This window comes from Tenacibaculum discolor (assembly GCF_003664185.1).
Taxonomy (GTDB): domain Bacteria; phylum Bacteroidota; class Bacteroidia; order Flavobacteriales; family Flavobacteriaceae; genus Polaribacter; species Polaribacter discolor.
Genome location: NZ_RCCS01000005.1, coordinates 570,335 through 590,444, shown reverse-complemented (window position 1 = coordinate 590,444; position 20,110 = coordinate 570,335). Strand labels below are relative to the sequence as shown.

Below are 20,110 nucleotides of genomic sequence, written 5' to 3'. Positions count from 1 at the left end.
CCGTTTGCGGGTGCAAATATAGATACCTTTTTCCATTCAACAAGCACTTTTCCAACCTTTTTTTTAAACTATTTTTTAATACGCTATACACTAATCAGTTACATACAAAAGTTTTTTATACCATACACATCTCCTTCCTTTTCCCCTTATATTTATAACCATTGTACTACTTTCTAATATGGAGAAGGTTTACCCTTTTATACTACTATATACAATCTAATTGTTCGCGTTTGGGATTAACTCAAATAAACTATTTACTTGTCTTTTGTCATTTCTACAAAACAGTTGACTTGTATTAAGACTCAAGTAAAGTCTTTTTTTATCTATTAATTAAAAGGTAAAATCCCTTATCATTTTTATCTGAAGAATTCCTCTTGTGAAATCCTATTAATTATTTACCTAAACACTAAAAGTCTTTATTACATTATTACTATTTATTTTATTACTTATAATTTACATACTGGATTCTTCTAGTAATTATAAATAATGTAGTGGCAACAATCTTCTTTAAAATTGTCTTCTTAAATTTTAGTCCTCTAATTCTCTTTCAAATCGTTTAATACTTCAGATAAAACTGTTATTAGATTCTAAATTATAAGCCCATTTCTTTTTTTTTCATGGGTTTGAAATAATTCAACTTATTTCAGATCTGGACATTTTAATAAATAAAAAAAGCCTCCCAATATTGGGAGGCTTTTTTTATTTATTTTTTTCTTATGATGGTTCTTCTCCATCTAGTAGCGGTACGTTTTGAGGTACGAAATCTTTTCCGTGAACATACTCACCATTTTCATCTGTTTTACTGTAATCATAGGCCCATCTGTGAACCTCAGGAATTGCTCCTGGCCAGTTTCCGTGAATGTGTTCAACTGGAGTAGTCCACTCTAGTGTATTTGCATTCCATGGGTTTTGCGTAGCTTTTTGACCTCTGTACATAGAGATAAAGAAGTTTGCAATAAAGATTAACTGAGCTGCTCCACCAATAATAGCCATGATAGTCATGAATACATTAATATCTGCTAAGTCATCAAACATTGGGAAGTTAGTGTTTGTATAATAACGACGTGGTAAACCAGCTAACCCTATAAAGTGCATTGGAAAAAATACTCCGTAAGCACTGATTATTGTTAACCAGAAGTGCCAGTATCCTAATGTCTTATTCATCATTCTACCATACATCTTAGGGAACCAGTGATAAACACCTGCAAACATTCCTAGTAAAGCAGATACTCCCATTACTAAGTGGAAGTGAGCCACTACGAAATATGTGTCATGAACGTTAATATCTAATGCTGAATCTCCTAATACTAAACCTGTTAAACCTCCAGTTACGAAAGTAGAAACTAATCCGATAGAAAACATCATTGCTGGATTTAACTGTAAGTTACCTTTCCATAAGGTGGTTACGTAGTTAAATGCTTTTACAGCTGATGGAATTGCAATTAAAACTGTTGTAAATGTAAATACAGAACCTAAGAATGGGTTCATTCCTGATACGAACATGTGGTGACCCCATACGATCGTAGATAAGAATGCAATTGCCATAATAGATCCAACCATTGCGCGGTAACCGAAAATTGGTTTACGTGCATTTGTTGAAATTACTTCTGAACTAATACCTAATGCTGGTAATAAGATGATATATACCTCTGGGTGACCTAAGAACCAGAATAAGTGTTCGAATAATACTGGTGATCCTCCTTGGTAATGTAATACTTCACCAGAAATAAAGATATCTGATAAGTAGAAAGAAGTACCAAAGCTTCTATCGAAGATTAATAATAATGCTGCCGATAATAATACTGGGAATGAAATTACACCAATAATTGCTGTGATGAAGAATGCCCACATTGTTAATGGCAATCTTGTCATCTTCAATCCTTTTGTACGTAAGTTTAAAACTGTTACGATATAGTTTAACGACCCGATTAATGAAGAAGCAATAAAAATTGCCATAGACACTAACCATAATGTCATACCTGTACCTGAACCTGGAATTGCTTGTGGTAATGCAGATAATGGAGGATAAATTGTCCATCCTGCTGACGCTGGTCCTGCCTCTACGAATAATGAAACAATCATTATTACTGAAGATAAGAAGAATAACCAGTAAGATACCATGTTTAAGAATCCAGAAGCCATATCACGAGCTCCAATTTGTAATGGAATTAATAGGTTAGAGAATGTACCACTTAAACCTGCCGTTAATACAAAGAATACCATAATTGTACCGTGTATTGTTACTAACGCTAAGTACATATCTGGATTCATAATTCCATCTGTTTGATGGTTTCCTAAGAATGCTTCAACAATTGAAAACGATGTATCTGGCCATGCAATTTGTAAACGAAATAACATAGACATGAAACCTCCTATGATACCCATAAATATACCTGTAACAAGGAACTGCTTCGAGATCATTTTATGATCTTGACTAAAAATGTATTTAGTTACAAATGTTTCTTTGTGATGATGATCTGACATAATCTATATCTTTATATACTTTTTAAAAATATCTTATTTAATTGCTTGAGCTAATGTTTTTTGTTCTGATAACCACTTGTTGTATTCTTCTTCTTCAACAACAGTAATTTTCATTTGCATATTGTAGTGAGATGCTCCACAAATTTTATTACATAATAATAAATAATCAAACTCATATGGATCTTCTCCTTTAGCTCTTCTAATTTTGTTAATTCCTTCTGTTTTTGCAATTACCTCAGAGTTCTGACGCATTTCTGCTGTAGTATACTTTGGCGTAAATGCGAATTGAGTAACCATACCTGGAACACAGTTCATTTGTGCTCTAAAGTGAGGCATATAAGCAGAGTGCAATACATCTTGTGAACGGAACTTGAATAATACTTTTTTACCTTTTGGTAAATATAATTCAGTTACTTGCTTATCATCTTGTGCACTTGGATCAGACATATCAACACCCATAGTGTTAATTCCCTTGATAAAGTTTACATTACCTAAACCTAATTGGTTGTCTTCACCTGCATAACGTGCATCCCAACGGAATTGTTGAGAGTATACTTCAATTACGATAGGGTTTTCATCATCTCCAACATACATAATGTTGTTCCAAGCCCATAAACCGTATCCAATTAACAATACAATTGTTACTGCAGGAATTGTTGTCCAAATTAATTCTAATTTGTGGCTATCAGCATAAAATAATGCTTTGTTGTTCTTATTTCCTCTATACTTATAAGTAAAGAAGAAAATTAAAAACTGCATACCAAATTGAACGATACCAATTAACCAAAATGTAATGTTGAATAAGTTATCGTCATGCTCTCCTTCAATAGAAGCAGCTTCTGGTAACATAATTACGTTCATGGCAATTAAACAGTAAATCATCATTGCGTAAAGGAATGCTAAGAAACCTAAAGCGTATTTACCTTGTTTTTCGTTGTCTTTATCTGTAGCAATTACAGAACGGAAATTCATTATACGAGTAATTTGCCAAAAACTTACTCCAATTGCAACTGCTATGAAAATATAAAATAAAGCGAGCATATTATCTAAACTATTTGTTTATTAATTCTTTTTATTAATGATGATTACTATCTTCTCCTGTGTGTTCGATGTTATAGTAATGATAGGTTTCACTTTCGTGTAAATATGGATTTCCTTTTGGTACTGGATTCGCTTTAGCAAATGCACTAAACGTAGCAAAGATGAATAACCCTGCAAAGAATAATAATCCGCTTATTTCACCAATTCCGAATCCCCATTGACCACCAACGGTTCCTGGCATAATCATAACAAATAAATCGATATAATGACCTGCTAAGATTACAACACCACCTAAGATTACAAACCAAGGTCTGCTCTTAAAATCACTGTTGATTAATAATAATACTGGGAAAATAAAGTTCATTACAACCATTGCTAAGAATGGTACTTTATATTCGTTAAAACGTAATAAGAAATACGTTGTTTCTTCTGGCATATCTGCATACCAAATTAACATGAACTGAGCAAACCATAAGTATGTCCAGAATACTGAGAAACCAAACATAAACTTCGCTAAGTCGTGAATATGACTATCGTTTACTAATGGCAATACTCCTTTTGAACGTAAGTAAATAGTTACCATAGCAATCACTGTTAAAGCTGATACTAAGAAAGTTGCTAATACATACCATCCAAATAATGTTGAGAACCAGTGTGGATCTATTGTCATAATCCAATCCCAAGACATCATACTTTCAGTAATCATAAAGAAGAATAAGAAAATTACAGAAATATTATAGTTCTTCTTATGTAATTTTAAATCTCCATTGTCTTGTTTAATAGAGTTTCTTCTAATAATAAAAGTATAAGCATTCCATACTACTAGGTAGAAAATACTTCTCATTAACCAACCTGGAGTATTTAAATACCATTTCTTACCATCTATGATTGAATCGTAGTTTGGACTTGTAGGGTCTACAACTCCTTCTCCCATCCAAGGAAATAAATGATTCATATGCATTACTGTAAGAATTAAGAATACTAACATAGCAAGACTTACATAATGTAAGTTTGTTGTTATAGCTTCCATAACTCTAAATAACACAACAGACCATCCAGACTGTGCCACTCTTTGAGAAGCATAAAATGCTAATACTAATAATGTGATTCCTAAAGAGAATAATAAAGCAACATATAATGCAGACCAAGGTCTATTTTGCATTTGGTGTAAAGCATGTTCTGCATGAGCATCTCCATGATCCTCACCGTGTGCTTCTGCTACTTCAGCATGTGCTTCAGTTGCAGCTTCTTCATGAGTGTCTTCTGCTACGTGTACAGCTAAACTATCTTGTGCTTGTGTGTTGTCTGTAGCTTCATCTGAATGTTCTTGCTCACTGCTATGAACTGCTTCTTCTGTATGAGTTGCTGTACTATCAGCAGCATGTTCTTCTGTAGTTGCCTCTTCTTCGTGATTTTCAACTTCAACATGCTTCTCAACTTTAGCTTCTTCAGCATGTCCTTCATCAGCATGAGTAGCTGCTGCTTCATGACCACCACCATGGTGTGCATCTTGTTTTGCTAAAATTTCTTTTGCTTCTTCTAATGTTTTAGGTGCTGACATAAAATTATAGGCAGTACCTAAAGCTCCTAAAATCATAAGAGCAATAGCAAGCATTTTTAATTTTCCTGAAAACTGGTACATATCTTAACTATCTATTATAGACTTATTTTAATTCGCTTCTTAATTTTTCTACGTATTGTACAACTTGCCAACGCTCGTTGTATCTTAACTGTGATGCATGAGATCCCATTAAGTTTTTACCATACATTATTACATGATAAATATTACCAGGATTTAATTCTCTATCTGCATAATTTGGAATACCATTGAATTTATCTCTTTGAGATAATACTCCGTTCCCATCTCCTTTTGTACCATGACAAGACGCACAGTATATACCGTATAACTCTTTACCTTTTTCTAAGTTTTCCTCAGTTGTTGGTAATGGGTTTTTTAATTCAGCTTTTGCTTTTTCATATCCTTCATTAGTATCAGGAATATCATAAGCTACAACTCCATTTCTACTTACAGTACCTGCTACTGGTAACTTGTTTACCATTTCGTTATTTAAACCTTCAGCTCCATTTGCATCATAAGGTACAGACACATACATATCTGGCATGTATTGTACTTGTGGTTTACGTTTATCGTTACAAGAACTTAAGCTTGTTGCTACTACAGCTAAAGCGATAATTATTTTTAAACTCTTCATATCTCTTTATTAGTGCGTTTCTACTACGTTGATTTCTACAGCTCCTGTTGTTTCTAACAATGACACTAATTCTTCTTCACTTCCTTTAACAGGAATCTCCATTAAAAAGTGATCATCTGTAGTTCTTGGGTCAGGATTTTCAGCTTCTTTAAATGGCCAAATCTTACTTCTCATGTAAAAAGTAATTACCATTAAGTGTGCTGCAAAAAACACTGTTAATTCGAATAAAATTGGAACGAAAGCTGGCATATTTGTTGCCCAAGAAAAGTTTGGCTTTCCTCCAATATCTTGAGGCCAATCAGCTATCATAGTATACCATGTTAACCAAACTGCTACTGATAAACCTGTAATACCATATAAAAAAGCAGTAATTGCTAAACGTGTCGGTGCTAAGCCCATTGCTTTGTCTAATCCATGAACTGGGAATGGACAAAATACTTCTTCAATGTGATGATTCTCTGCTTTTACCTTCTTAACGGCATCCATTAAGATATCATCATCATTATATAATGCGTGAATTACTTTATTAGTGCTCATTGTTCTCTTCTCTTGATTTTTTAAAATTCTCACCTGATGATTTCAAAATAGTCTTAATCTCTGCTGTAGGGATTACTGGGAAAGTTCTTGCATATAATAAGAATAATACAAAGAAGAATCCAATAGTTCCTATGAAGATACCTACGTCTACAAACGTTGGCTCAAAACGCCACCAAGTAGATGGTAATTGTCCTTTACTTAATACAATTGCGATAATATCAAAACGCTCAAACCACATACCGATATTAATTACAATCGAGATAATGAAAGACCAGATAAAACTTCTTCTGATTTTTTTAATCCATAATAACTGTGGTGTGAAAATGTTACAAATTAATAACGACCAGAATGCCCATCCATAAGCTCCTGCTTCTGCACCAAACGATAAGTATGTGTAGTTTTCATAAGGAGATCCTGTATACCATGCAATGAAGAATTCTGTTGCATAAGCTACAGCTACGATACCTCCTGTTAAAATGATTACGATGTTCATATACTCAACGTGTAAACGTGTAATATATGCTTCCATATTTGTAACCTTACGCATAATACCTAATAAGGTTTGTACCATTGCGAATCCTGAGAAAATTGCTCCTGCTACGAAATAAGGAGGGAAAATTGTTGAGTGCCATCCTGGGTTGATAGAAGTTGCGAAGTCCATCGATACAATTGTGTGTACAGAAAGTACTAATGGTGTTGCTAATCCTGCTAACACTAATGACACTTCTTCAAAACGTTGCCAGTCTTTTGCTCTACCTGACCATCCGAAAGATAATAATGCATAAATTTTCTTTTGGAAAGGTTTTACAGCTCTATCACGAATCGTTGCAAAATCAGGTAATAAACCAGTCCACCAGAATACTAATGATACCGATAAATACGTAGAAATTGCGAATACATCCCATAATAATGGTGAGTTAAAGTTAACCCATAATGATCCGAATTGGTTAGGAATTGGTAATACCCAGTATCCGTTCCATGGACGTCCCATGTGGATAATTGGAAACAACCCTGCTTGGAATACCGCAAAGATTGTCATCGCTTCTGCAGAACGGTTAATTGCCATTCTCCATTTTTGGCGGAATAATAATAGTACAGCAGAAATAAGTGTTCCGGCGTGACCGATACCTACCCACCATACGAAGTTGGTAATATCCCATGCCCAACCGATGTTTTTACTTAATCCCCAAACACCAATACCTGTTCCTACGGTGTAGAAGATACATCCAAATCCCCATAACATTGCTGCTAAAGAGATATAGAATGCTATATACCAATTTTTGTTTGCTTTCCCTTCAATAGGTCTAGCAATATCTTCAGTAATATCATGGTAACTCTTGTCACCAAGTATTAAAGGTTCTCTATAAGATGATTCGTAATGAGACGACATAAATCTATATACTTATTAATTTTACTATTAAGCTTCGTTTGTATTTCTTACTTTCACTTGATACACTACGTTTGGTTTTGTACCAATATAATCTAACACGTGGAAAGCTCTTTTATCTTCTTTTAACGCTGTAACTGTATCTTCTGAGTTGTTTATATCTCCAAATACCATAGCTCCAGTAGAACAAGCAGATGAACATGCAGTTTCAAACTCGTCTTTGTTAACGGCTCTACCTTCTTTCTTAGCCTTTAAGATAGTAGCTTGCGTCATTTGGATACACATAGAACATTTTTCCATAACTCCACGAGAACGAACAACTACGTCTGGGTTTAACACCATTTTTCCGTATTCATTGTTCATATTGAAGTCAAACTCGTTGTTTTCTGCATAGTTAAACCAGTTGAAACGACGAACTCTATATGGACAGTTGTTTGCACAGTAACGAGTACCTACACAACGGTTATATGCCATTTGGTTTTGACCTTGACGTCCGTGTGACGTTGCTGCTACTGGACATACTGTTTCACATGGTGCGTGATTACAGTGCTGACACATCATAGGTTGGAAAGCAACCTGAGGGTTTTCTGCTGGATTTTCTAAAGCATCAAATAAATCTCCTTTGCTTAACTCTAATACTTTTTCAGTATAACGTCTTTCAACTTCTTGGTTAGCTATGTTTGGATTTTGAGCTTTAAACTCTTCCAACGTCATTTTAGCATCGTGTTGCTTATCTTCTACAGTAGAAGAGTAGTAACGATCAATACGTAACCAAGCCATATCTCTACCAACTCTCATTTCATCTTTACCAACAACTGGAACGTTGTTTTCTGCGTGACATGCAATAACACATGCTCCACAACCTGTACAAGATGTTAAATCGATAGATAAGTTAAAGTGGTGTCCTAAACTTCTATCATGCTCATCCCATAAGTCGATTTTACTTCCTTCAACTTCTTGATGATCATAAGAAACCATAAATGGTTTATTCCAAGTATGCTTAGGATCTAATTTTTTATCGTTTACTTCTTTTAATGAAGCTTCTCTTAAAATATCGTGACGACCAGCTAAAGTACTTTGTACTTGCATACAAGCAAACTTGTGCCATCCTGAAGCTTTTTCTATAGAAACATTGTATTGTACATTGTTTCCGTTTTGGTAGAAAGGATATGCATTAATACCTACTTGCATTTCTGACTTTAATCCCTGAGTTCTACCGTAACCTAACGCTAAACCAACTGATCCTTTTGCTTGACCTGGTTGGATAATAACTGGAATTTTGTTTATTGTAACTCCATTAACTGTTACGTTAGCATAGTTACCATCAATAGCGCCATTATCTTTTACTGGGTTTTCAAAACCTAATTCTTTGGCATCTGCCATAGATACGGTTAAGTAGTTATCCCAAGAAGCACGTGTGATTGGGTCTGGTAATTCTTGTAACCATGGGTTATTTGCTTGTTTACCGTCTCCTAAAGCTGTTGATGAATATAAGTTTAATTCGAATCCTGAAGCGTTGTTAGCTTTTCTTACTAATTGTACTGCTACTGCATTTACATCTACTGTAGCTTCAAAAGTTATTTCTTCTTCTTCAGTAATGTTTTCAGCTTTAAAGAATCCATCATGTAATGCTTGATTCCATGAAGCTCCTCCTAATACATTTGTACTCCAAAACTCTTTTAAGGTATCATAGTAGTTTACTTTGCTTCCTGACCATTTTAACAATACATCTTGTACTTGACGTGTATTAAACAATGGTTGGATAGTAGGTTGCATTAAACTATAAACACCTTGCTTTGCCATAACATCTCCCCAACTTTCTAAGTTGTGAGGTGCTGGCAATGTATATTGTGTAGCATTAGCTGTAGCATCATCTTGAGTAGATAAGGCAACAGATAATTTTAAGTTCTTAACTCCTTCTGCTAAATCAGCTGCATTTGACAATGAGTATAAAGGGTTTACATTATAAGTAATTAAACCTTTTACTTTACCTCCTTTAATGTCTGCTACTAATTGAGCCACTTGAGTATCGTTACCTTGGCGTTTTAGATTCACTGCCTTGGTATCGATTACTTCACTATTTAATGCTTTATTAATTGCTAAAGCAATTAATTGAGCGTTTTTATCATTTAAACCTGTAACAACAACTCCTTTTGAACCTGCTTTTTTAAGATCTTTAGCTAATTGCTTTACCTCTGCATCAAAAGTTGTTGCTTTTGAAGGAAGATTGCTTCCTGTTACTTGGTTGTATAAGTTTATTAAAGCAAAAACCTGTTCAGATGGCTTAGCAACTATTCTTTTATCAGCATTTGCTCCTGCTAAAGACATGTTACTTTCTATTTGAACATGGTAAGACATTTTACCAGTTTCAACTCTACGTCCTTCAGCATAAGACTTTTCGTACCCACCTTGCCAATCTCCTAAGAAATCTGCTCCTATAGATGCGATAACCTCTGCTTTACTAAAGTTGTAATCTGGTAATGCTCTTTTACCATACATAGCTTCAAAAGCATCTGCAGCTGCACTTTCAGAAATTGCATCATACACCACATGCTTAACATTTGGATAAGCAGCAATAAAATCAGCAATTACTTTTTCAGTAGAAGGACTCGCTAAAGTACCTGTTAAAAACACTACTGGTTCGTTAGCGTCTTTTAATTCGTTTAATTTAGCAACTATCTCTTTGTCTGCATCTGCCCAAGAAATTTGAGTTTCTCCTTTTCTAGGTTCTTTTATACGTAATTTCTCATCGTATAATGATAAAACTGATGCTTGAGTACGTGCGCTAGTTACACCTCCTGCCTCTTTATTTGGCATGATTTGAATTGGACGTCCTTCGCGTGTTTTTACTAATACGTTTGCGAAATCAAAACCATCTGCAATTGTAGTTGCGTACCAATCAGCAACACCTACTACGATATCATTTGGTTGCACTACATAAGGAATTGATTTTCTTACTGGACCCTCACAAGCTGCTAAAGAAGCCGCTGCAGTGGTAAATCCAACATATTTCAAGAAATCTCTACGTGAAGTTGATGATGTCTCTAAGGTTTCTTTGTCGCCTAAAAATTCATCTGTAGGAATATCTTGTACAAACTCATTATTACGTAGCGTTTCAACAATAGAACTACCTTTTAGTTCTTCAACACTTTGCCAGTATTTTTTGTTTGAAGCCATTTATATATGTGTTTTTCTACTTTCTAAATTGATTAATAGTGGCACTTACCACACTCTTTTCCTCCTAATTGCGCAATAGTTACTTGCTCAACACCGTACTTTTTAGCTAAATCTTCATGAATTTTAGCATAGTACTCATTACCTTTTAAGTCAACCTTAGTCGCCTTATGACAATCTATACACCAACCCATTGTTAATGGCGAGTATTGATATACTTCTTCCATTTCTTCTACAGGTCCGTGACATTTTTGACAAGCTATACCTCCAACTGTTACGTGTTGTGAGTGGTTAAAATATGCAAAATCTGGTAAATTATGAACTCTAACCCACTTAACTGGTTTAGTATTTCCTGTATACTCTAATTTATCTGCATCCCAACCTGCTGCTTCATAAATCTTAGCGATTTCCTTATCTAAATCAGCTTTTACTAATGTATGGTCATCCATTACTACTTTAGTATCATCTGCAACTTCTGAAATATTCTTATGACAGTTCATACAAACATTTACTGAAGGAATTCCAGATGTTTTACTGTGCTTAGCAGACGAGTGACAGTATTGACAATCAATCTTATTATCTCCTGCGTGAATCTTATGTGAAAAAGCAATTGGTTGAATTGGCTGATAACCTTCATCAACACCTACTTTAAACAACGTACCAAACAAGAAATAAGCCGCTACTAAAGCTCCGAAAATCACAGTTAATACTTTTAAGAATGTATTCTGTTTAATTCCTTGCCATAACTCAGCAGTTTGCCCCATTAAACCTGGAGTTTTTGGAGCTCCTTTTAATTCACTAATAGTTTTTAATAAACTACCAATAATTAAAAACGCTACAACAATTGCCGCAGCCAATATATAAATCAACCACTTAGGTGCCTGATCTCCCTGAGGCTGACCAGCAACTTCAGCTCCTGCAACAGTAGCCTTTTTAACCTCACCTACAGTTGTATAATAAAGAATATCATCGATGTTTTGATCTGTTAACTGCGGAAAAGCAGTCATATTAGAACCGTTATACTCTTCAAAAATAGCAATCGCATCTTTGTCTCCAGATGCTCTAAGCTCAGCATTGTTCTTAATCCATGCCTTTAACCATTCGTTAGTTCTTTTTTCTTCTACTCCAGCTAACGCAGGACCTACAAGTTTTTTATCTAACTTGTGACAAGAAGCACAAAGAGATTTAAATAATTTCTTTCCTTCTTTTTGACGCGCCTCGTCAATATCTTGTGAAAACGCGGAAGAACTTACTAAGAAAACTAAAAAGAAAGCTAAACTCCTTACTAGAGTTTTGGTTAATCTACTGTGATGATTCACACTTTTCATACTATAAAATATAAGTTTTGTATCTATTTTGGTACAATTTTTTCTGTTAGACTATTAAAAAATAGTACACAGAAAGTTGCACAAAAGTACTACTTCTGTCTAAATTGTGAAATGTTAAGAGAATCCTAATCTATAATTTATAATAATTCTAAATAAACAACGTTAACAATGTATTAACTGACAAGTCATTACTTTTGTAAAAAGATTCAATAAAATGAAAAAATACAGCATATTAATCACCTTTTTATTCATTATTGCAGGTAGCGTTTTTAATGCAAAAGCTCAAGATAAACTTACTGAAAACAAAGACATTATTTCGTTAATAGAAAAAAAACGGGCTTACAACAAACATAACGGGAGTGGATATAGAATACAATTATATAACGGACTTGAAAGACGTGCAAGAAGCTTACGTAATAGATTTAAAATTGAATATCCTGATGTTTACACTAAACTAACTTACAAAGCTCCAGAATGGAAAATACAAGTAGGAAATTACAAAACACGTTTACATGCGGATAGAGCTTTAAATGAGATTCGTGAAAAGTTTTCTGGTGCAATTGTCGTTCCTATGTAATTAAACATATTTTACAGCATAAAAAAAGAGTAATCGTTTGTTCGATTACTCTTTTTTTATTTATTTAAACCTATTAGTAATTAATAAGCTCTTTTATCACTTCCTTCATAAAAATTGATGAATGCTTGATTTACTACTCTATGACCTCCATCCGTAGGATAATCTCCAGTAAAATACCAATCTCCTAAATTATCTGGACACGCTTTATGTAATCCACTTACTGGCTGGAATATAACCTCTACTTCTGCCTTAATTTCAGCTGTTTTAAGCATCTGCGCAATCTTTGCTGAAACTTCTTCATCAGTAAACGGCGCGTAAATTTCTTTTACATAGTTTACTACATCTTTATCTTCACTACCTTCTTGCTGCTTACACTTTTGATACACTTCATCGACAATATGATATTGATTTGTTTCTTTCAACAATTCTAAAGCAGCTTTAAATGCAATAAAGTCGTTAATCTTAGCCATATCAATACCATAACAATCAGGATAACGGATTTGAGGCGCAGAAGAAACTACTACTATTTTCTTAGGGTTTAGTCTATCTAAAATCTTAATAATACTCTTCTTCAAAGTAGTACCTCTTACAATACTATCATCTATGATAACTAAGTTATCTGTTGGCTTCACAACACCATAAGTAACATCATAAACGTGAGCAACTAAATCATCACGACTGCTATCATCAGTAATAAAGGTGCGTAATTTCGCATCTTTGATCGCTATTTTTTCAAAACGTGGTCTTTTAGAAAGAATTTCAATTACTCTTTCTTTTGAAAGCTTTCCTTCGCCAGCTAAAATTGCATCTGTTTTTTGTTGATTTAATACGTCTTCAGCCGCCTCCATCATTCCAAAAAACGATGTTTCAGCTGTATTTGGTATATATGAAAATACCGAATTTTCTATATCACTATCAATAGACTTTAAAACTTCTGGGAACACATATTTTCCTAAGTTTTTACGCTCTTCATAGATTGAAGCATCACTTCCTCTTGAAAAATAAATACGCTCAAACGAACATGCCTTTTTTGGTCTTTCTTCTAAAACCGGAGCCATTGTTGTTTGACCATTTTTCTTAATAATTAATGCATGACCTCTATCAATTTCTTTAATAGTATCAATCGGAACATTGAACACTGTTTGAATCACCGGGCGCTCTGAAGCAACCACTACTACTTCGTCATCTTCATAAAAGAACGCTGGACGTATTGCAGAAGGATCTCTCAACACAAATGCATCACCATGACCTAACAATCCTGCCATTGCATAACCTCCGTCCCAGTTTTTGGCTGAGCGTTGTAAAATTCGTTGGATATCTAAGTTTTCTTCTATATATGGTGAAGCATCTTTTTTACTAAAACCTTCTTCTTTAGCCTTTAAGTACAAGTCAGAAACTTCTGACTCTAAAAAATGACCTATTTTCTCCATCACAGTTACTGTGTCAGTAAACTCTTTTGGGTGCTGCCCTAAATCAATTAAATCATTTAATAATTGTTTAGAGTTCGTCATATTAAAGTTTCCTGCAACAATTAAACTTTGGTGTCTCCAATTACTTTGGCGTAAAAAAGGATGAACACTCTCTATAGAGTTTTTACCGAATGTACCGTAACGAACATGTCCTAAAAATAGGTTTCCTATATAAGGTACGTTTTCTTCTTGCCATTTTACATCATCAACCTTATCTGGGTTCTCTTCAAAAACTCCATTGATTCTATGGTTGATTTTTCCGAAAATATCTTGTATTGGTTGTGATTGGTTGGAACGTATTCTACTTATGTACCTTGTTCCAGGCTCTACATTAAATTTTATACTTGCTAATCCAGCACCGTCTTGTCCTCTATTGTGCTGTTTTTCCATTAACAGGTACATTTTATTTACACCATAAAACGCGGTACCATATTTTTCTTTATAGTACTGTAATGGTTTTTTTAAACGAACCATTGCAATTCCGCATTCGTGTTTAATAGCGTCACTCATTTAATTTCAAGTATTTAGTTGTGTTGTAGTTTTGTGTGTTGTATAAAAAAATCCGCAGCAAAAAGCGCGGATTTATAGTTTATGATAATGCTATATCAAATTGTGTTAATTCTTTAAACGCTTTTAAGCGTGCTTGTACCTCCTCGCTAGTTAACGCCTCCATACGCTGTGTTCCGAATTTTTCAACACAGAACGATGCTAAGTTGGATCCGTAGATAATTGCACTCTTCATATTTTCGAATGAAATATCTTCTGTTTTAGCTAAATATCCGCAAAAACCTCCTGCAAATGTATCTCCAGCTCCTGTTGGATCAAACACTTCTGCTAGTGGTAACGCTGGTGCAAAGAACATGTTTCCTTCATTAAACAATAAAGCTCCGTGTTCTCCTTTTTTAATTACAACATATTTTGGCCCCATTTCGTGAATCTTCTTTGCTGCATTTACCAAAGAATACTCCCCGCTTAACTGGCGTGCTTCTTCATCATTAATTGTAATAACATCTACACGTTTTAAAACTTCATGTAAATCGTTTAATGCTATATCCATCCAAAAGTTCATTGTATCTAATACTACTAACTTTGGTCTTTCATTCATTTGATCTAAAACAGATGCTTGTGTTAATGGGTGTAAATTACCTAACATTACAATCGGCGCATCTTTAAAAGATTCTGGAACTACAGGTTGAAAATGCTCTAACACATTCAGTTCAGTTACTAAAGTATCGCGAGAGTTCATATCGTTATGATACTTTCCACTCCAAAAGAAAGTTTTTCCTTCTTTTACAATTTCCACTCCATCAGTATTAATTCCTTTATCATTCATCATATCTAAATATGACTGTGGAAAATCTCCTCCAACTACAGAAACCACTCCTGTTTGTACTCCAAACTGTGAAGCTGCTAATCCAACAAAAGTTCCTGATCCTCCTAAGATTTTATCAGTTTTTCCAAATGGTGTTTCTATAGCGTCAAATGCTACGGTTCCTACTGCTAATAATTTACTCATAACTCTACTTAATATTCCTTTACTTAAGGAAATCTATTTATTTCATCAAGTCTTTATAAATAGCTAAGACTTAAAATTTTACTAATTCTACTCATTAAGGCTTAAACTCTCATGTCAACTGCCTTTTTTGTCGTAATTTTGCGTCTTTAATTAAAAACGGTCTTTTTGACTTTGCAAAAATAGTTTTAAAAAATGACTATCAAAGAAATACAAGAAGAAATTATTGACGAGTTTTCTATGTTTGAAGACTGGATGGAGCGTTATGAGTACATTATAGAGCTAGGTAAATCGCTACCTTTAATAAATGAAGCATACAAATTAGATGAAAACCTAATTAAAGGGTGTCAATCAAAAGTATGGTTGCATTCTGAATTAAAAGGTGACACTATTGAATTTACAGCTGATAGTGATGCTATTTTAACAAAAGGAATTGTAGCTCTATTATTGAGGGTGTTTTCTGACCAAACACCTAAGGCTATTTTAGAAGCCAATACTGATTTTATTGATGAGATTGGTTTAAAAGAGCATTTAAGCCCTACTCGTGCTAACGGATTAGTATCTATGGTAAAGCAAATAAAAATGTATGCAATTGCGCAACAAAGTAAGTTAGCGAATTAAAAGAAGTTTAGAATTATGACTGAAGATAAATTAGAAGAATTAGGAGATAAAATAGTTCGTGTATTAAAAACAATTTTCGACCCTGAAATACCTGTTGACATATATGAACTAGGGTTAATTTACGATGTTTTTATATCAGAAGAGAATGATGCCAAAATATTAATGACATTAACTTCTCCAAATTGTCCTGTTGCTGAAACATTACCTGTTGAAGTAGAAGAAAAAGTAAAAACTTTAAAAGAAATCAATAACTGTGAGGTTGAGATTACTTTTGATCCTACATGGACACAAGACATGATGAGTGAAGAAGCTAAATTAGAATTAGGAATGTTGTAATTAACAATATTTTTTTTATCTATTTTAAATAACTAATTTCGCATGAAATTTTAAAAAAATATAAAAAAATCATGAAAAAAACAGCACTTTTACTTGTCACTTTAATGACAATTGCTTCTTGTACTTCTGACAAAGAAATAATCGAAAAAGAATCTCCTAAGTTATTGAACAAACAAATAAGTGTAGAAAGCTACGATGATGATGGAGACCCAGGTACTCCATATGTAGAATCTACCACAACTAGTACTTATCATTACAATGACAAACATGAATTACTTAAAATAACCCATGAATCCCCTGAAGGAGTAGAAAAAACCTTATTCACTTATACAAACGGGAAAATTACTAAAACAGAAGATATAGACAGTAATGGAAAAACAGACCGTTATAGTGAGTACGAGTATACTGGTGATTTACTTACTAAACAAACAAACTATAATTCTTTAAACGCAATAAACAGCATAAGAGAGTATCAATATAACTCTGATTCTAAACTAGAAAAAACTACAACTGAGCAATTCTTTAATAGTAATACTAATACAGTTGTATCGAGTTACGAGTATTTGTCTGACAATAAAGTTAAAGAAACTACAGATACAGATACAAACTACACAATTTACACATTTGACAATAAAAATTCTCCTCTTATAAATATTGTTGGTGTTAAAGCCATCTTACAATCAGATTTTGAAGGTGGTGGGACACACAACATAACATTAGTTCAAGAATTTGATAAAGACAATAAAGAATTAGGTTCATACAAAACAATTTACAAATACGATTCTGATAATTTCGTTATAGAAAGAGATGAATCAAGCAATGACTACTCATATGTCGTAACTTACGAATACAATAAGTAGATCATCAATAGTTTTTCAAAACGATAAAATCTTCATCTTTAAAACAATATTGTAGATGAAGATTTTTTTTATTTTTACAAAAAAACAAATGTCAAACAATATTATAAATAAAGTTGCAAATAGTAATCTTACTACGATAGACCTTGAAGACTTTTACCCTAAAGGTAAACGTGTAGTGTTTGATATTAAAAATTGGCTGTTTGAAGAATTGATTCTTCGTGAAAAGGATTTTAGAAAATCTGTAAAAAACCATGATTGGGCTCAATATCAAGATAGCTATGTTTCATTAGCCTGTTCTACAGATGCCATTATTCCTTCTTGGGCTTATCTTTTATTAACCACAGAGCTTGCTCCTTTTGCTAAAAAGGTTGTTGTTGGCGACTTAACATTATTAGAAACTGTAATATATCAAGACATAATTCAAAAGTTAGACACTTCTGAGTTTAAAGACAAGCCTGTAATAATCAAAGGCTGCACAAATAAACCTATACCACCATCAGCATATACCTTATTAATTGAAAAAATCAAACCTGTAGCTAAAACCATCATGTTTGGTGAAGCTTGTTCAACAGTACCACTTTATAAGAGAAAAAAATAATTAGACTCATAGAATTCCTCAACTTAATCACAAATGAAAAAGCTGTTCTTAATCCTGTTTTCTTGTTACTCTTTTTCTATAGTTTCACAAGAAACCAAAAAAGATAGTATTTCTTCTGTAGGTTTACAAAACTCACCTTTAGACACTAGTTTTGCTTCTTACATATTTAACAAAAGAGTATTTGCAGAACCGTTAATTAAGAAAAACCCTCCAAAAAAATGGACTGTTGTAGGAAAGTATACTTTCCTTTTCAATCAATCATCTTTTTCCAATTGGGCTGCAGGTGGAAATAACACCGTTGCTGGTAATATGACACTTGGTTACGATTTTAATTACAAGAGAAAAAAATGGAACTGGGATAATAAAGTTATTTCTGCTTATGGTTTGAGCTATGTAGATGGTCAAGGAGTAAGAAAAACAGAAGATCAATTTGAATACAACTCTTTACTTGGGTTAAGAACTTCAAAACTATGGTTTTTCTCATTTTTTAGTAATTTTAAAACGCAATATACTAGGGGTTATGATTATAAACAAGAACCTAAAGTAGCTGTTTCAGATTTCTTTTCTCCTGCATATTGGAGTTTTGGTCCTGGTATGTTATGGAAAAAAAATGATAACGCAAGAATAAACGTTGCTCCTGCTTCAGCTCGTTACACATTTGTTTCTGATGAGTTTTCAGGAAAGTATGGTGTAGATGAAGGTAAGAATATAAATTTCAGTTTAGGTTTCAATCTTTCTGCTTACTTTAAAAGTGAAATAATGAAAGATGTAACTATGGAAAGCATTGTAGCAGTATATTCTGATTATTTGAACAAACCACAAAACATTGATATCGATTATCAATTAAATATCTTTGTTAAAATTAATAAAAACCTATCTACAAATCTTGGTTTACATGCCATTATTGATGACGATGCTTCAAGCAAAGTACAATTTAAAGAAGTGTTTGGTCTTGGTTTAAATTATATCTTTCATAAGACGTGACTTTTAGTATAATGCTGTTGTCTAAACCTTAGATTAAGCGTACATTCGCGCCCTCAAAAATTAATTTAAAACTATTAAAATGAAAAAATTATTAGCTATTGCTGTTTTGTTAGGAACTTTAACAGCTAATGCTCAAGAAGAAAAAAAGGAAGAACCTAAAGATGGGTGGAAAAGAAGTGGTAATATCTCTTTTCTATTTAATCAATCTGCTTTTAACAATTGGTTAGCTGGTGGTACAAATAATATTTCTGGTACTATTGGTTTAAACTATGATTTTAATTATACCAAAGGTGATTGGGCATGGGACAATAAATTGATTGCTTCTTATGGAGTAACAAAACTTAAAGGAGAAGAACTACAAAAAACAGATGATCGTTTAGAATTAAACTCTTTATTAGGAAAAAAAGCTAGCGGATATTGGTATTACTCTGCTTTTTTCAACTTTAAAACTCAAATGTCTTCTACCTATGTTTCTGGCGAGCAAACATCTCATTTCTTTTCTCCTGCATACTTCCAGTTTGGACCTGGTATGCTTTGGAAAAAACATGATAATTTAAAAGTAAATATTGCTCCAGCAACTTCTAAGTTAATATATGTACACAAACATTTGACTGATTTAGGCCCTGCTTTTGGAGTAAAACAAAACGAAACCACCCGTTATGAATTAGGTGCTGCAGTTAATGCCTATTACAAATTAGATGTAATGAAAAATGTATCTGTAGAAAATATCTTGAATTTATATAGTAACTATTTAGAAGATTTTCAAAATGTAGATATTGACTATACTGTTAACGTAGTAATGAAAGTTAACAAATACTTATCTGCAAATCTTTCTATGCAAACTATTTATGACGACAACGCCTTTAGAGGATTTCAAACTAGAGAAGTGTTTGGTCTAGGAATAAATTACGGTTTCTAGAAAAACAAAACATAATTGCAAAACCTCAAGAACATATTCTTGAGGTTTTCTTTTTTACGTATTTTAGCC

Annotated in this window: 17 protein-coding genes; 7 read left to right on the top strand and 10 right to left on the bottom strand. The window is 33.4% G+C overall.

The window, feature by feature from the left end; genetic code table 11:
- Positions 1 to 714: 714 nt before the first annotated feature.
- From C8N27_RS06225 to C8N27_RS06190, 8 genes are read right to left on the bottom strand one after another with little or no spacing between them, the layout of a single operon-like run.
- The gene (locus C8N27_RS06225; RefSeq protein ID WP_121146666.1) at positions 715 to 2,484 is read right to left on the bottom strand and encodes a cytochrome c oxidase subunit I; all 1,770 of its coding nucleotides are present in this window, start codon (positions 2,482 to 2,484) and stop codon (positions 715 to 717) included.
- Between the two features lie 33 nt (positions 2,485 to 2,517).
- Positions 2,518 to 3,525: a cytochrome c oxidase subunit II gene (locus tag C8N27_RS06220; protein ID WP_099215213.1), complete on the bottom strand. Its 1,008-nt coding sequence runs from the start codon at positions 3,523 to 3,525 to the stop codon at positions 2,518 to 2,520.
- A gap of 34 nt (positions 3,526 to 3,559) precedes the next feature.
- Complete coding sequence (locus C8N27_RS06215; RefSeq protein WP_121146665.1) at positions 3,560 to 5,167, bottom strand: quinol:cytochrome C oxidoreductase; 1,608 nt, start codon at positions 5,165 to 5,167, stop codon at positions 3,560 to 3,562.
- Between the two features lie 22 nt (positions 5,168 to 5,189).
- Complete coding sequence (locus C8N27_RS06210; protein WP_176550564.1) at positions 5,190 to 5,738, bottom strand: c-type cytochrome; 549 nt, start codon at positions 5,736 to 5,738, stop codon at positions 5,190 to 5,192.
- A 9-nt stretch (positions 5,739 to 5,747) separates the two neighbouring features.
- Entirely contained in the window at positions 5,748 to 6,275 is a 528-nt protein-coding gene (locus C8N27_RS06205; RefSeq protein ID WP_099215211.1) for a DUF3341 domain-containing protein, read from the bottom strand.
- The gene (gene nrfD, locus C8N27_RS06200) at positions 6,265 to 7,665 is read right to left on the bottom strand and encodes an NrfD/PsrC family molybdoenzyme membrane anchor subunit (RefSeq protein WP_028891351.1); all 1,401 of its coding nucleotides are present in this window, start codon (positions 7,663 to 7,665) and stop codon (positions 6,265 to 6,267) included. The genes C8N27_RS06205 and nrfD overlap by 11 nt, the downstream gene beginning before the upstream one ends.
- A gap of 27 nt (positions 7,666 to 7,692) precedes the next feature.
- Positions 7,693 to 10,839 (bottom strand): TAT-variant-translocated molybdopterin oxidoreductase, encoded by a 3,147-nt coding sequence (locus tag C8N27_RS06195; protein ID WP_121146664.1) that lies wholly within the window; start codon positions 10,837 to 10,839, stop codon positions 7,693 to 7,695.
- A 32-nt stretch (positions 10,840 to 10,871) separates the two neighbouring features.
- Positions 10,872 to 12,164 carry a c-type cytochrome gene (locus tag C8N27_RS06190; RefSeq protein ID WP_121146663.1) on the bottom strand — a complete coding sequence of 431 codons (1,293 nt, stop codon included), beginning with the start codon at positions 12,162 to 12,164 and terminating at the stop codon, positions 10,872 to 10,874.
- A 214-nt stretch (positions 12,165 to 12,378) separates the two neighbouring features.
- Between C8N27_RS06190 and C8N27_RS06185 the strand changes: the two genes are divergently transcribed.
- On the top strand, positions 12,379 to 12,741 hold the full coding sequence (locus C8N27_RS06185) for an SPOR domain-containing protein (RefSeq protein ID WP_099215208.1): 363 nt from the start codon (positions 12,379 to 12,381) through the stop codon (positions 12,739 to 12,741).
- An 80-nt stretch (positions 12,742 to 12,821) separates the two neighbouring features.
- Here C8N27_RS06185 and C8N27_RS06180 read toward each other — a convergent pair whose 3' ends face one another.
- Entirely contained in the window at positions 12,822 to 14,720 is a 1,899-nt protein-coding gene (locus tag C8N27_RS06180) for an amidophosphoribosyltransferase (RefSeq protein ID WP_121146662.1), read from the bottom strand.
- A 79-nt stretch (positions 14,721 to 14,799) separates the two neighbouring features.
- A complete protein-coding gene (locus C8N27_RS06175; protein WP_047788295.1) occupies positions 14,800 to 15,726 on the bottom strand; it encodes a PfkB family carbohydrate kinase in 927 nt (308 codons plus the stop codon).
- 192 nt (positions 15,727 to 15,918) lie between these two features.
- Here C8N27_RS06175 and C8N27_RS06170 point away from each other — a divergent pair, with 192 nt between their 5' ends.
- The 6 genes from C8N27_RS06170 (at position 15,919) to C8N27_RS06145 (ending at position 20,041) form a co-directional block, all read left to right on the top strand.
- A complete protein-coding gene (locus C8N27_RS06170; RefSeq protein ID WP_099215206.1) occupies positions 15,919 to 16,344 on the top strand; it encodes a SufE family protein in 426 nt (141 codons plus the stop codon).
- A gap of 15 nt (positions 16,345 to 16,359) precedes the next feature.
- Positions 16,360 to 16,680, top strand: a complete 321-nt coding sequence (locus tag C8N27_RS06165; RefSeq protein ID WP_115899355.1) for a DUF59 domain-containing protein — start codon at positions 16,360 to 16,362, stop codon at positions 16,678 to 16,680.
- A gap of 71 nt (positions 16,681 to 16,751) precedes the next feature.
- Entirely contained in the window at positions 16,752 to 17,540 is a 789-nt protein-coding gene (locus C8N27_RS06160; protein ID WP_121146661.1) for a hypothetical protein, read from the top strand.
- 88 nt (positions 17,541 to 17,628) lie between these two features.
- Positions 17,629 to 18,138, top strand: a complete 510-nt coding sequence (locus C8N27_RS06155) for a DUF2480 family protein (protein WP_121146683.1) — start codon at positions 17,629 to 17,631, stop codon at positions 18,136 to 18,138.
- Between the two features lie 33 nt (positions 18,139 to 18,171).
- Positions 18,172 to 19,122, top strand: coding sequence for a DUF3078 domain-containing protein (locus C8N27_RS06150; RefSeq protein WP_121146660.1), 951 nt, complete (start codon positions 18,172 to 18,174; stop codon positions 19,120 to 19,122).
- A gap of 79 nt (positions 19,123 to 19,201) precedes the next feature.
- Entirely contained in the window at positions 19,202 to 20,041 is an 840-nt protein-coding gene (locus C8N27_RS06145; protein ID WP_099215203.1) for a DUF3078 domain-containing protein, read from the top strand.
- Positions 20,042 to 20,110: the final 69 nt, after the last annotated feature.